Here is a 13,420-nt window from a genome sequence, read left to right as displayed (position 1 = left end):
GACATTTTCCTAGATTCTGGACCCGTAGAGGTTCCGCAAAAGAACCCCAAATACTTTTGTTAATGGGCAATTTAGTTGTTAACTTGGCTATGAGATCTTTGAATCCAAAGGAAAGAATACACTACTCATGCAGGAAAATGAACAAAAACTTCAGGAATCTGAAGGAGGCACCGAAAATAAACCCGAAAAGACAAAACCTTCATTGGAAGAAAGCCCCATTTCGAATTCCAATACATCCGACGAAAGCACACACGAGAATAACCCGGTACCCGAATCCACTGAAGAAACCAAAACCACTAGCGAAAGTGGTGATGGGAAATCGGATGACGATGAGAAGGCGCTTCAAGAAATTGAAGAATCCAATGCGGAGGACGCTGAGGATACAGAAAATGAGAAAAGGCATTTTATACCCATCTTGGATTATCATGCCATGTCCATGGAAAACCTGGTGGGAGAATTGCAAAAGTTGGTCAGAAATGAAAAGGTACAGGCTATTGGCAAACACGTAAGTTCCATTAAACACGAGTTTGACCAAAAATTTCAGGAATTCATTGAGCATAAAAAAGAGGAATTCGTTGCCAATGGGGGCAATGAAATTGACTTCAGGTACAACTCCGTGGCCAAAAGGCAATTCAACGAAGTATACTCGGAATATCGCGAAAAAAGAGACCACTACTACAAACAACTGGAACACAACCTTAAGAACAATCTGCAAAACAGATTGGAAATCATTGAAGAACTCAAAGGTCTGATCAATGTAGAGGAAGACATCAACACTACTTACAAAAACTTTAAAGATTTGCAGGAGCGCTGGAAAAATGCAGGTCCTGTGCCCCGAAACAACTATAATGATGTTTGGCGTACCTACCATCATCATATGGAAATCTTTTACGATTTTCTGCACTTGAACCGTGAGCTTCGAGACCTTGATTTTAAGCACAATCTAGAGGAAAAGATAAAACTGGTGGAACGTGCTGAAGCCTTGGCCGATGAAACCGACCTTGGCAAGGCCTTTAGAGAGCTACAAACCCTGCACAAAATTTGGAAAGAGGACATTGGCCCTGTAGCCAAGGAACAACGGGAAGAAGTCTGGGAGCGGTTTAGCAATGCCACCAAGGTAATACACCAACGTAGGCAGGAACACTTCAAGGAACTTGAAAAATCCTATGAAAAGAATCTAGAAAAAAAGCTGGAAATAATTGGTTCCATAGATGCCATTGCCGACAATGTTGCCAATAACCACAAAGGAATACAGCAACAGATAAAGGAAGTGGAAGCTTTGCGGGATGCTTTTTTCAAGGCCGGTAAAGTCCCCCAAAGGGTGAATGAAGAAACTTGGTCCTCCTTTAAAGACACGGTTCGTAAATTCAATAGAAGCAAAAATTCTTTTTATAAGAACCAGAAAAGGGACCAACACACTAACCTAGAAAAGAAAAGGGAGTTGCTTAATCGTGCTTTGGCACTAAAAGATAGCGAAGATTGGGAAACCGCTACCCCTGAAATGAAGCGTATACAAAGTGAATGGAAAAATATCGGGCATGTGCCTAGAAAGTACTCTGACAAAATATGGACAGAGTTCAAAAATGCCTGCAATCACTATTTTGACCGCTTACATGCCGAGAAAAATGAGGGCCGCAAAGAGGAATATGATAACCTTGACAAGAAAAATGATTGTTTGAAGCGTCTTAAGGAGTTTCAATTAAGCGGTAATAAGGACAAGGACCTGGAGGACATCAAAGAATTTCTCTCCGAATGGAAAAAGTATGGTAGGATTCCCTACAACAAGCGGCATATCAATGGTAAGTTCAATAAAATTTTAGATGCCCTGCTGAAAAAATCTGGGGTTAGTAAACAAGAGTCCGAATTGCTCAAATACGGAAATAAAGTTCAACAGTTGGCCAAAACCGAAGATGAATATGCCATCAGCAACGAAAGAGTGTTCATCAAGAAAAAGATTAGCGAAAGTAAATCGGAAATAAGGCAATTGGAAAACAACCTACAATTTTTCTCCAATGCTTCTGAAAGCAATCCTTTGGTAAAAGAAGTTGTGGATAATATCGACAAGCACAAATCATCTTTGGAAACCTGGAAGGAGAAACTCAAAAAGCTGAACATTTTGGAGAACAAGTTGAACAAGGAGGCTGAGGACAGCTCTGAAGAGGAATAGCCAACAAAGAACCATGACCGCTTGTTGCTTGTCCGTCAAAAAATAGCATCAATCCGAACGATTATTGCCAATGATTGGGGTCTAAATACAGTTACTATTTGATGTTGATGATACTATAATTCCAACAGATAATTAATTAGGTCTGTGGTGGTAACGATTCCCACGAGTTCATCGTTATCAATTACCGGTAGGGCATGAAACTCTCTTTGAGATAGAAACTTAGCCACATCCTTGATGGTGGTTTGGGGAGTTACACTCACAACATCATGTACCATTACTTGAGATAGAGTAAACATATCATAAACTCCATCTTCTATTGACTCTCCATTTGGACCCACAGCATCAGCAAAACTTATACGAAGCAAATCCGTATAACTTAACATGCCAACTACATGCTTGTCCTCAACAACAGGAATGTGCCTAATACGATTTTTCTTAAAACGCTCTTCTGCAGTGACCAAATCATCGCCCAAACTCAACGTGATAACGTTTTTGGTCATTATTTCTGAAATGGGAATACTCTTTTTCATTTTGAAATGTATTTTAATTCTCCCATGAAGTTAGCCCAATGAATTTGAGTAAAACATGATAAATATCAGACCTAAAAACCATTATGATTAGAAGATATATTCATAACTTTTGACACAACACTATAGAATAATGGACTCGCTCAACAAAAAAATAGAGACACACTATTTGAAAAAAGGACTATATGAAGATATCCTTGTTCGCCTTAAAGAACAAAACATCGATTTGAATCAGGTAACCAGACATGACATTGCAGGGGTGGATGAATTTCATGTAAGGGGTTCGGAGGTGTCCAAAGAACTGGCATCATCCATAAATATAAAGGGGTCAAAAGTCCTTGACATGGGAAGTGGTATTGGAGGACCTTGTAGAATGTTGGCCCATCAATATGATTGCGATACGATAGGCATCGACCTTAGTTCAGAGTTCGTTAAAACAGCGAATGCACTTTCCAAGCTTGTAGGACTGAATCACAAGACAAAATTCATTCAAGGAAGCGCTACGGCCTTACCCTTTGATGACAACTCTTTTGATGTGGTTTGGACGCAACATGTTCAGATGAACATTCCGGACAAGCAGAAATTCTATGGGGAAGCACGAAGAGTATTGAAACCAGGAGGATACTTTTTGTATTACGACATCTTTACAACCCATGTAGGTCCCATTGAATATCCTATGCCATGGGCAAATCATGAAAGTTTCAGTTTTTTGATTGGGATTGATGAAGTAGCAAGCATTCTAAACAATTTGGGGTTTTTGAAAATATCAACGACCAATCAAACTGAAGCTGGAATTACCTTTTTTAAATCACTATTCACCAAAATTGAGACGTCAGGTCCACCTAAAGTAAGCCTAAGCCTATTAATGGGGGAATCAACCTTGTCGAAACTTTCCAATTTGTTTTCGCATCTTCAGAAAAACTTGCTGATACTCGAAAGTGGGGTTTATCAAAAAACCAATTAGTTTATTTCGCCACATTCACAGATCGGGTTTCCCTGATTACGGTCACCTTAACCTGTCCAGGATAGGTCATATCGGTCTGGATTTTCTGTGAAATCTCAAAAGAGAGTTCGGCGGCCTTATCATCGCTTACCTTTTCGCTCTCAACAATCACCCTAAGCTCCCTACCAGCCTGAATGGCGTAGGCTTTTTGTACTCCATTGAAAGCGAAAGCAATATCTTCCAAATCCTTCAAACGTTGAATGTAAGAATCCAACACTTGTCTGCGTGCTCCGGGACGTGCTCCACTTATAGCATCGCAAACTTGAACAATGGGTGAAATTAATGTTGTCATTTCTATCTCATCATGGTGGGCACCAATGGCATTGCACACCTCTTTGTTCTCCCCATATTTTTGTGCCCACTGCATTCCTAAAATGGCATGGGGTGTCTCCACCTCTACCTCGGCCATGGGCACTTTTCCAATATCATGCAGCAGCCCAGCTCGCTTGGCCAATTTTGGGTTAAGTCCTAATTCAGCTGCCATTACCCCACATAATTTGGCCACTTCACGAGAGTGTTGCAGCAGGTTTTGGCCATAAGAGGAACGATATTTCATTCTACCCACCGCCTTTATCAGTTCGGGATGCAATCCATGTATACCCAAATCGATTACGGTACGCTTGCCAATTTCTGCAATTTCTTCATTGATTTGCTTCTCCGTTTTTTTCACCACTTCCTCAATGCGGGCCGGGTGTATGCGTCCATCGGTCACCAATCGATGCAGCGACAATCGGGCCACTTCTCTCCTAACTGAATCAAAACAAGAAAGGATAATGGCCTCGGGCGTATCATCCACAATAATCTCCACGCCGGTAGCTGCTTCAATGGCTCGAATATTTCGCCCTTCACGACCAATAATGCGCCCTTTGACATCATCGGACTCCAAATTAAAAACGGAAACACAGTTTTCAACTGCCTCTTCAGTACCTATACGCTGTATGGTATTGATAACAATTTTGCGGGCCTCCTGTTGCGCGGTCAACTTTACCTCCTCCAAAGTATTTTGAAGATAGGCCATGGCATCGGTCTTGGCGGTTTCTTTTAGGGACTCCAAAAGTTGGCTCTTGGCATCTTCTGCAGACAGACCGGAAATAACCTCAAGCTGTTGCACTTGACTTTTATGCAGTTTTTCGAGCTCAGATTGCTTCTTATCCAAAATCTCGCTCTTATAGGTCACTTCCCTGATTTGCTCTTCCAGCCTTTCACCCAATTTCTTATTCTTGGAAAGCTCACTGCTTATCTGAGACTCCTTGTCCCGTGTGCGCTTTTCGGCTTCTGCTATTTTTTTGTCCTTATTGATGATTACTTTTTCATGCTCTGCCTTTAGTTCCAAGAACTTTTCTTTAGCTTGAAATATTTTATCCTTCTTAATGCTTTCACCTTCTTTTTTGGCTTCTTTGATGATATCCGTTGCCTCTTTCCTTGCGTTGGCAATGGTTTTTGTTGCCTTGCCTTTCTCCATGATCTTGGCAATGGCAAAGCCTACGACCAGTCCAACCAGTACGGCTATTCCTATTATGATTGTATTATCCATTTTGGTAATGTTTGGTTATAAAAAAAGCCCACATTGGGCGGAAGTTTTGTACAAACTCCTAATTACAGGTTTAGGGCTAACAAGCTGCTCAAGAATCCCTATACGAGTAGGGCCCGCTTTTACAACCTAAACTCACCCTTTTCAAAAATTATAGTGTTGAGTTTGTCAAAAAATTATCACCAATGTGGGCAGTAACAATATATATTTTAAAGAACTTATTCCCCTATTTTTGAATGAACCAAATCATCCAATGCCTTAAGGCGCTCCAGTGCTGTTTTTGTACTTTCAGAACTGTCTATTCCGCTTTGCTCAATTTTTGAGGCAAACTGTAGGGCACACATGGCCAAAACATCTTGTTTGTCCCTTACGGCATAGTTTTGCTCAAACTTTTTTGCCAATTTCTCAATGTTCTTGGCCGCTTTCCGCAATCCTTCCTCCTGCTTTGGGTCTATCGTCAAAGGATATAACCTATCTGCTATGGAAAGCTTAATTTTGAGCTTCTCGTCCATAATTTATGATACAAACTAATCCGCAAGTTTTGCTATGCAAACATCCAGTTCGCGAATCAATGTATTTATCTTGAGCTTAGCTTCTGTTTTACTCGTTTTACTACCCAGCATCGTGTTTGCCATCTTCAAGGAATTGTATTTCTCTTCCCATTCCTGAACCGCGTTCTCCTTAAGTTGGGTCTCCTCTTTGGCAAGGTTCAATTCTTTTTTCAATTTGGAATTAGCCTGGTGCAACACTTCTAATTTGTGCAACAGTTTGCTAACCTTGTTTTCCAAAGAATCCACAATCTCAACAAGTTCGCTCATATGCAAACATCAATGCGTATTAAACAAATTTAACCATCCTAGGGTAACTGTACAATACTTTTACCGATTATTATTCGAGTTTTACTTTAAGTTTTGGAATCCTTTTTTCATAAATCAAAACATTGGTTACTTTCGTATGTAATTAGAAATACCTTATGCGTCTCAACCTGTTCGGAATTCTTTTTTTGTTCTTCATTGCCCCCAAAGCCCAAGAAAAATATCCCAAGGACGCCTTCAGAGCCCCATTGGACATTCCACTGATATTGGCGGGCACCTTTGGCGAACTGCGTTCCAATCATTTTCATTCCGGAATAGACATCAAAACACAACGACGGGAAGGATTGCCCATACGTGCCATTGCTGATGGAACCGTGACCCGTATCAAAGTATCGCATTGGGGATACGGAAAGGCACTCTATGTTGCACATCCCAATGGGTACACTTCGGTATATGCCCATCTTCAAAAATTCGGGCCTGAGATTGAAGATTTTGTAAAAAACGCCCAATATCAAAAACAGTCCTACGAAGTAGAGCTTTTTCCAGATTATGGGGAATTGGAAGTTTCCAAAGGAACCACCATAGCGTATTCTGGAAACACGGGAGGTTCCTCTGGACCGCACTTACATTTTGAAATCCGGAGCAGTGTGACTGAAAAACCAACCAATCCACTTTTGTACGGCTATGAAATAAGGGATGCAACCAACCCTACACTCTTAGGGCTTTTTGGATATCCACTCTCTAATGATGCTGTGCTAAATCAAAGCACCAAAAAAGTGCAATTGAATTTCAGCAAACGGCCAGATGGTTCTTTTTTAGCTGATCGTGTAACCGCCATTGGTACCATTGGTTTTGGTTTCAACGGGTTTGACCGACAGGATATGGCCGCAAATAAAAATGGAGTCTATGCTGTAAAACAACTGGTGAATGGAAAAGTGTATTCCGAATATGATTTTGAAACTTTTTCGTTTGGTGAGACCCGATACATAAACACGCTTATAGATTATGAACATTTTGGGAAGTACGGGCAACGTATCCAAAAATGCTTTAAAGAGCCCTATAATAGGTTGAGCATTTACAAAACACTCCACAATGATGGCAAAATCAATGTGAAGCAAGGTCTTTCGTGCAATGTGGAGCTTTATATTTCGGATGTTAAAGGAAATGAAGTAAAAGTAATCATCCCGGTAGATGGCAAACGAGAATTACCACAAATTGGAAAGGAAACCACGAACACCAACGACTTTGTTTTTGCCTCTAAACCCAATAGTTTTGATTTAGGAGCCGCAAAGGTTTATTTTCCAGCAAATACGTTTTATGAGGACTTCCCCATACATCTTGAAAAAGGAAAGGACACTATCACCATTCATAATAATAGCGTAGCGGCGCACCGTAACTTCACCATAAGTTTTGATGCAACAGGCTTCACGCCCGAGGAAAAAAAGCAACTTTTCATAGCAAGACTTGACGAAAATTTGCAACCCCGACACTCCAAAACCTATAAACGGGATGGCTCGTTTACCACACGCACCCGAGCCTTGGGCACCTACACCTTGGTAAAGGACAGCGTGGCACCTACCATAGTGCCCAAAAACTTTAAGGAAAGACAGTGGTTGAACAATTACAGATACTTGAGTGTTTCAATAACAGATGACATGAGTGGGATAAATTCCTATAACGCATGGTTGAACGGTGATTGGATCCTAATGGAATATGAACCAAAGACCAATACCCTTACTTATAATTTTGATGATAAGGTTTCCCAAGACACGCAATGTGAACTACGAATTGTCGTTACAGACAATGTAGGCAACTCCAGTACTTTTACCAGTACTTTCTTCAGAAAATAATGTATTGACCAGCAGGAGCGCCATATTTGTTTCTATGTTGATGCTTGTGGCCTTCTCGCTTCAGGCACAAACTGCCACGGTCTATGGTGTAATCTTGGACAAAAACAACAATCCTATACCCCGGGTTAACATTGTTACCGAAAATCGGGGAACAACTTCGGATGAAAATGGGCATTATCTTTTGGAGCTCATTGCCGAAACCAAGAATACCATTGTGTTTTCCCATTTGGGCCACCAAGATGTGATATTGGAAGACTTGATTCTCAACACCAATGAAACCTACGAATTTAATCCTGTAATGAACACCAGTGCCATTCAGGTTGCCGGTGTGGATGTTTCGGCAACGGGAGTAAAAAGCGTAGATGGCATAACCACGGTAAGTCCGGAAATTGTCCGCAAAATCCCCGGTGCCAATGCGGGTGTTGAAAACATTCTAAAACTCCTCCCTGGTGTCTCCTTCAACAATGAACTGAGCACCCAATACCATGTGCGGGGGGGCAATTTTGATGAGAACCTGGTTTATGTGAACGATATTGAAGTATATCGCCCTTTTCTCATCCGATCTGCACAGCAAGAGGGATTGAGTTTTGTGAACAGCGATATGATTTCCACACTTAAATTCTCCGCAGGAGGATTTCAATCCAAATATGGGGATCGGCTTTCCTCCGTTTTGGACATTACTTATAAAACTCCAGTTAAGTTTGGCCTACGCCTCAATGGTAGCCTGTTGGGAGCCAGCACCACGTTGGAGACGGCATCACAAAGCCAGCGATTTACGACCATTACTGGCATGCGATACCGCAACAATAGCCTATTGGTGAACAGTCAACAGACCCAGAGCAACTTAAATCCAACCTTTGTAGATCTACAAACGTTTCTGACGTATCGTTTTTCAAAAAAATTCCACCTTAATTTTTTGGGTACCTATTCCATTAATGATTATGAAAATGAACCGTTGACTCGACAGACCAATTTTGGCACCTTGAATGACCCGCAACTCCTATTGATTTTTTATGATGGGATGGAAAATAATACATACAATAGTGCATTGGGAGCAATAAAGGCTGATTATTTTGTCGGAGATTATACCAAGCTGTCTTTTACCACATCAGTATACCATACACAGGAGGAGGAATTTTCCGATGTGATTGCTTCATACGAACTTGGGGAAGTTGAGACTGATCTAAACAGTCCCGATTTAGGCGAGGCCATTTCAACACGTGGGGTCGGGTCCCAATTTAATCGAGCCCGAAACCAATTGGATGCCTTGATTTTTAATCTTTCTCATCGAGGGGCTTATAAAAAGAACGGAACTTCGCTTGAATGGGGGGTAAAATATGCCCACGAGGACTTCCGCGATCAACTGCGTGAATCGGAGTTTATAGACTCTGCAGGTTTTTTTATTCGTCCTTCGGAGCCGGAGTTTGTCAACAATCAGCCCGAGGAGCCCTTCATCGCTGATATTGTATCCTTTGATGCCGTAAGGGCCACAAATTTTGTAAAAACAAATCGTCTTTCAGGCTTTGTCCAATATGCGACACAAACACAATGGGGGACACATAATATTTACTGGAATCTTGGGCTAAGGGCGCACTACTGGAACTTAAATGGTCCTGGGTTCGCATCCACTTCCCAAACCATTTTGAGCCCACGTGGACAATTTTCCATAAAGCCTGATTGGGAAAGTGACGTATTGTTCCGCTTTGCGGTCGGAAGCTACCAACAACCTCCTTTCTATCGGGAGTTAAGAAACAGGTTTGGGGAAATCAATCCGAATGTGGAAGCTCAAAGGTCGATTCACTATGTTCTTGGAAGTGAATACAGTTTCAACCTTTGGGAACAACCTTTTACCCTTATCGGGGAAGCCTATTATAAGAACCTTTACAATGTCAATCCCTATACGATAGAAGATGTCAGAATTCGATATGCCGCAGAAAACAATGCAAAAGCCTTTGCCTACGGATTTGACTTTAGGTTGACAGGTGCTTTTGTACCAGGCACACAATCCTGGGTGAGTTTGGGATACCTGCAGACCGAGGAAAATATTGATGGCCGCGGATACATTTCCAGACCAACAGATCAACGTTTCAAGTTTGCCGTGCTCTTTCAAGATTATGTTCCCAGCATTCCCAATCTAAAGCTTTACCTTAACTTGGTTTACAACACGGGAGTTCCCGGTGGTTCACCAAGTAATGCAGACCCCTATAATTTTCAGAATAGATTAAGAGATTATAGGAGGGCCGATATGGGAATTTCCTATATTTTTGCAGACGAAAAAAACAGCCGCCCCAAAGAACATTGGTTGCATGCTTTTGAAGAATTCAATGTTGGTTTTGAAATTTTCAACATGTTCAACAATCAAAACTCAATAACCAATACCTGGGTGCGCGATGTGGATTCACGGCAACAGTTCGCGGTTCCCAATTTTTTGACCAGTCGTGTTATCAACCTAAAATTTGGAATGCGGTTTTAAACTAAAAAAATGAAGAAAATCTTTATCCATATAGTGTTCTTTGCCACAATTGCTGTATCAGCTCAAAAGAACATTTATGAGCACCGAAGATTTGATGCGCTTTCAGAGGACCATAAGGTTCTGGCCATTATTCCCTTCATAACCAATTTGGATCTAGATAATGAGGTTGATGCAAATGAATTGACCAAGCTTGCCAGAAGAGAAGGGTTTGCCGTACAGAATGCGTTGGAAACTTATTTTTCCAAGCGCAAGAAAAGGAAAAAGTTCAATGTGGAATTCCAAAATATTGAAGACACCAATGCGCTGTTGTCCCAAAATGGCATTAAATACAGTGATCTTGATATTTACACTACACAACAGTTATGCAAGTTCCTAAAGGTTGATGGAATAATAAGTGGTACTTTGAAGCTGAACATTTTGCTTTCCGAAGGTGTGCCCACCGATTTTAGCCTTTTGGATTACTTTAGCGGAGATGCAGATTATGGACGCATAGGTGTAAAAGTCAGTGATGGTGAAACTGGGAAACTGCTTTGGAAATATGAGAAAGGCATTACCAAAAAAACGGGCAAGAACACCACGGAGCTAATCGACAAAATGATGAAAATGGCTTCGCGTAAATTTCCTTACGATAAGGAAAAAAAGCGAAAAAACAAGAATTGATCAACTTTCGGCAAATTCCTTGAGCACCTTCACGGTATAGTCCAATTCCTCTTTAGTATTGTATTTTGAAAACGAAAAACGAAGGGAGGGCTTTTCCAATTCTTCCGGAGACAAAATTTCCGTCAATACATGCGACCCTAAATTGCTGCCCGATTGACAGGCACTTCCTTTGGAACATGCGATTCCTTTCAGATCCAAGTGAAACAAAAGCATCAGACCTTTTTGCTTATCAAAAGGCAATCGGACATTGGTCAGCGTATACGTGCTATGTTCCAAATCACCAGAAAGCCCATTGAACATGACTTCTGGTATTTCTTTTTTTACGCTTTCTATAAAATGGCGCTTTAGTCCCTTTACATACTGAATCTCTTCTTCCAAATTTTCATACGCTTGCACAAATGCCTCCTCCAATCCAACAATGTTATGAAAAGGTTCCGTTCCAGCTCTAAAGCCACGCTCTTGCGATCCTCCAAAAATAAAAGGTTTCAATCCTGAATTTTTTCGGATAAAGGCAAAACCGATGCCTTTGGGTCCATGAAATTTATGGGCTGCAGCCGTCAAAAAGTCAATATGTATGGATTGCACATCCAAGGCGTAATGGCCTATGGACTGCACAGTATCCGAGTGAAACAATGCCCCATATTCTTTGCATAGGTCCCCGATAGCCTCGATGTCCAATATATTGCCTATTTCGTTGTTCACATGCATCAGACTTACCAACTTTTTGGTATCATTCGCCTTTAATAATGATTCCAAATGATCTAACTTGGGATTGCCGTGCTCGTCCAAATCCACAAATTCCAACGAAATACCATATTCCTTTTGTAACTCCTCCGCGGTATGTAAAACGGCATGGTGTTCCACTTTGGAGGTGATAATGGTCTCAACCCCGGAATCCCGAACTGCACAACGTAAAATCATGTTATCCGCCTCCGTTCCGCCAGATGTAAAAATTATTTCGGAAGGTTGGGCATTCAGGGTTTTGGCGATGGTTTTACGGGCCTTTTCCACGGCAGTCTTCGCAGATCGGCCAAAACTGTGTGTGGATGATGGATTTCCGTAAAACTCGCCCAGTGCTTGTTGCATTTTGGCAATAACCTCTTCCCGTACTTGGGTCGTGGCCGCATTGTCCAAATATATTTTTTGCATAATCAGCTATCATTTTACACCTGCTCAAAAATAGGGGAAATTAAGTTAATTTCATTTAAAGTATTGGCTAGTACTAGGCTATTAAAATGGAATTCCTTTAAATTTGGAGCATGGGAAATTTTTTACGGGTAGCGCTCCTTTCTTGCTTTGTGATTTCATGTAGCGATGGTGACCTGCAAATTGAGACAATTGATTTTGACAGCGTTACTGTTCAGTCTTGTGATTCGCCACAACCAGATACGAGCAACCTGCTGTTCAAATTGAACACTTCAGAGAGTTTGATCTTGGAACTGCAAAGTGGTGCTTTGAACAATGGTGTTGTTGGTGATACCATCACCACCGAAAGTGCGGTTCCAGGGCAGTCTAAACTTACTTACCGTATTTTTGACGACAACGTTAGCACCAACTATTTTTGCGATGATGTACCCCCTGTTTCCCCTATTGTATTGGATGAAATCGAGGCTCAAGACGGCTTGGTCATCATAGAAACCATGGCAAATGAAGACAGCACCAGTTTCATTCATACAATCAGTTTAAGTGGGGTTTCCTTTGTAACCGAATCCGGTGAGCGTATCACCAATTTGTCCATCAATGAGTTTGGTGAGGTAACCACTGCGGTTCCTGACTAGGCGTTTTGATAGACATACACCTCTGTTGCTCCTAAGCCGTATTTTTGATATTCGGCATCATAATACTTAAGATTATCGTACTTTTTAAAGAGATAGTGTAGTTCTTCCTTTAAAATTCCCTCTCCCACCCCGTGGATAAAGACTACTTTTTGAATGCGCTTATCCATGGCAAAATCCAACTGCCGCTTTGCCGTTTCCAGCTGTAGATTCAGTATGTCGAATTTGCTCATGCCATGTGTCGACTTCACCAATTGATGAATATGTAAATCCACTTCCATTTTAGGCGCATTGCGCGCTTTGGGTCTTTGTGTGGGCGGCTTCTTTCTTTTTGGCTGTTCTTTTTGTGCCTTTATCTGGGCTGCTTCAAAATTGGTGACCACTATGCCATCTTTCACTTTTACGACTTCATTAATTGCATATTTCAACAAAAAACCATCTTGGGTAAGTAAGGTTATCTCGTTGCCATTCATTGCCTCTACTCGACCTGAAATGGCCTCGTCCAATACTTCCACATAATCTCCTATCGTAATATTGTCCACTGTGCTACCTGTCTCAAAAAATTGTCGAAAAGTTCATCAAAAAGTAAAAATAGTAGTATTTTTCTTGGCAATAACCA

General features: G+C 41.3%; 12 protein-coding genes and 1 other RNA gene. 6 read left to right on the top strand and 7 right to left on the bottom strand.

What is annotated here, in order from left to right:
• The first annotated feature begins 127 nt into the window (after positions 1 to 127).
• Entirely contained in the window at positions 128 to 2,167 is a 2,040-nt protein-coding gene (locus GTQ34_RS00750) for a DUF349 domain-containing protein (protein ID WP_166521850.1), read from the top strand.
• Positions 2,168 to 2,280: 113 nt separating this feature from the next.
• Here GTQ34_RS00750 and GTQ34_RS00745 read toward each other — a convergent pair whose 3' ends face one another.
• The gene (locus GTQ34_RS00745; protein WP_166521849.1) at positions 2,281 to 2,697 is read right to left on the bottom strand and encodes a CBS domain-containing protein; all 417 of its coding nucleotides are present in this window, start codon (positions 2,695 to 2,697) and stop codon (positions 2,281 to 2,283) included.
• A 130-nt stretch (positions 2,698 to 2,827) separates the two neighbouring features.
• On the opposite strand from GTQ34_RS00745, the gene GTQ34_RS00740 reads away from it, so the two are divergent.
• A complete protein-coding gene (locus tag GTQ34_RS00740) occupies positions 2,828 to 3,658 on the top strand; it encodes a class I SAM-dependent methyltransferase (protein ID WP_208103800.1) in 831 nt (276 codons plus the stop codon).
• Position 3,659: 1 nt separating this feature from the next.
• Here GTQ34_RS00740 and rny read toward each other — a convergent pair whose 3' ends face one another.
• The 4 genes from rny to GTQ34_RS00720 all read right to left on the bottom strand — a co-directional run bounded on the left by rny (position 3,660) and on the right by GTQ34_RS00720 (position 6,046).
• Complete coding sequence (rny, locus tag GTQ34_RS00735) at positions 3,660 to 5,231, bottom strand: ribonuclease Y (protein WP_166521848.1); 1,572 nt, start codon at positions 5,229 to 5,231, stop codon at positions 3,660 to 3,662.
• Between the two features lie 52 nt (positions 5,232 to 5,283).
• Positions 5,284 to 5,393: non-coding RNA, 6S RNA (gene ssrS / locus GTQ34_RS00730), on the bottom strand.
• A 53-nt stretch (positions 5,394 to 5,446) separates the two neighbouring features.
• Positions 5,447 to 5,740, bottom strand: a complete 294-nt coding sequence (locus tag GTQ34_RS00725; RefSeq protein ID WP_166521847.1) for a cell division protein ZapA — start codon at positions 5,738 to 5,740, stop codon at positions 5,447 to 5,449.
• Positions 5,741 to 5,755: 15 nt separating this feature from the next.
• Positions 5,756 to 6,046, bottom strand: a complete 291-nt coding sequence (locus GTQ34_RS00720) for a hypothetical protein (RefSeq protein WP_166521846.1) — start codon at positions 6,044 to 6,046, stop codon at positions 5,756 to 5,758.
• A gap of 155 nt (positions 6,047 to 6,201) precedes the next feature.
• Here GTQ34_RS00720 and GTQ34_RS00715 point away from each other — a divergent pair, with 155 nt between their 5' ends.
• From GTQ34_RS00715 to GTQ34_RS00705, 3 genes are read left to right on the top strand one after another with little or no spacing between them, the layout of a single operon-like run.
• On the top strand, positions 6,202 to 7,893 hold the full coding sequence (locus GTQ34_RS00715; protein WP_166521845.1) for a M23 family metallopeptidase: 1,692 nt from the start codon (positions 6,202 to 6,204) through the stop codon (positions 7,891 to 7,893).
• A gap of 34 nt (positions 7,894 to 7,927) precedes the next feature.
• A complete protein-coding gene (locus tag GTQ34_RS00710; protein ID WP_166522737.1) occupies positions 7,928 to 10,366 on the top strand; it encodes a TonB-dependent receptor in 2,439 nt (812 codons plus the stop codon).
• A 9-nt stretch (positions 10,367 to 10,375) separates the two neighbouring features.
• Positions 10,376 to 11,026: a hypothetical protein gene (locus GTQ34_RS00705; protein ID WP_166521844.1), complete on the top strand. Its 651-nt coding sequence runs from the start codon at positions 10,376 to 10,378 to the stop codon at positions 11,024 to 11,026.
• Here GTQ34_RS00705 and GTQ34_RS00700 read toward each other — a convergent pair whose 3' ends face one another.
• Complete coding sequence (locus tag GTQ34_RS00700; RefSeq protein ID WP_166521843.1) at positions 11,027 to 12,175, bottom strand: cysteine desulfurase family protein; 1,149 nt, start codon at positions 12,173 to 12,175, stop codon at positions 11,027 to 11,029.
• 110 nt (positions 12,176 to 12,285) lie between these two features.
• Here GTQ34_RS00700 and GTQ34_RS00695 point away from each other — a divergent pair, with 110 nt between their 5' ends.
• On the top strand, positions 12,286 to 12,804 hold the full coding sequence (locus GTQ34_RS00695) for a hypothetical protein (protein ID WP_166521842.1): 519 nt from the start codon (positions 12,286 to 12,288) through the stop codon (positions 12,802 to 12,804).
• Here GTQ34_RS00695 and GTQ34_RS00690 read toward each other — a convergent pair.
• Positions 12,801 to 13,343 carry a Smr/MutS family protein gene (locus GTQ34_RS00690; protein ID WP_166521841.1) on the bottom strand — a complete coding sequence of 181 codons (543 nt, stop codon included), beginning with the start codon at positions 13,341 to 13,343 and terminating at the stop codon, positions 12,801 to 12,803. The genes GTQ34_RS00695 and GTQ34_RS00690 overlap by 4 nt on opposite strands.
• Between the last annotated feature and the right edge of the window lie 77 nt (positions 13,344 to 13,420).

The sequence above is a fragment of the Flagellimonas ochracea genome, assembly GCF_009903685.1.
GTDB lineage: Bacteria > Bacteroidota > Bacteroidia > Flavobacteriales > Flavobacteriaceae > Flagellimonas > Flagellimonas ochracea.
Note: the sequence above shows the minus strand (reverse complement) of the source record. Positions and strands in the feature narration are given on the sequence as shown.

Bases quoted from the DNA above. Each gene is read 5' to 3' on its own strand.
- GTQ34_RS00725 (WP_166521847.1), bottom strand. From the start codon at position 5,740: ATGGACGAGAAGCTCAAAATTAAGCTTTCCATAGCAGATAGGTTATAT.
- GTQ34_RS00750 (WP_166521850.1), top strand. From the start codon at position 128: ATGCAGGAAAATGAACAAAAACTTCAGGAATCTGAAGGAGGCACCGAA.
- GTQ34_RS00740 (WP_208103800.1), top strand. From the start codon at position 2,828: ATGGACTCGCTCAACAAAAAAATAGAGACACACTATTTGAAAAAAGGA.
- rny (WP_166521848.1), bottom strand. From the start codon at position 5,231: ATGGATAATACAATCATAATAGGAATAGCCGTACTGGTTGGACTGGTC.
- GTQ34_RS00705 (WP_166521844.1), top strand. From the start codon at position 10,376: ATGAAGAAAATCTTTATCCATATAGTGTTCTTTGCCACAATTGCTGTA.
- GTQ34_RS00720 (WP_166521846.1), bottom strand. From the start codon at position 6,046: ATGAGCGAACTTGTTGAGATTGTGGATTCTTTGGAAAACAAGGTTAGC.
- GTQ34_RS00715 (WP_166521845.1), top strand. From the start codon at position 6,202: ATGCGTCTCAACCTGTTCGGAATTCTTTTTTTGTTCTTCATTGCCCCC.
- GTQ34_RS00700 (WP_166521843.1), bottom strand. From the start codon at position 12,175: ATGCAAAAAATATATTTGGACAATGCGGCCACGACCCAAGTACGGGAA.
- GTQ34_RS00695 (WP_166521842.1), top strand. From the start codon at position 12,286: ATGGGAAATTTTTTACGGGTAGCGCTCCTTTCTTGCTTTGTGATTTCA.
- GTQ34_RS00745 (WP_166521849.1), bottom strand. From the start codon at position 2,697: ATGAAAAAGAGTATTCCCATTTCAGAAATAATGACCAAAAACGTTATC.
- GTQ34_RS00710 (WP_166522737.1), top strand. From the start codon at position 7,928: ATGTTGATGCTTGTGGCCTTCTCGCTTCAGGCACAAACTGCCACGGTC.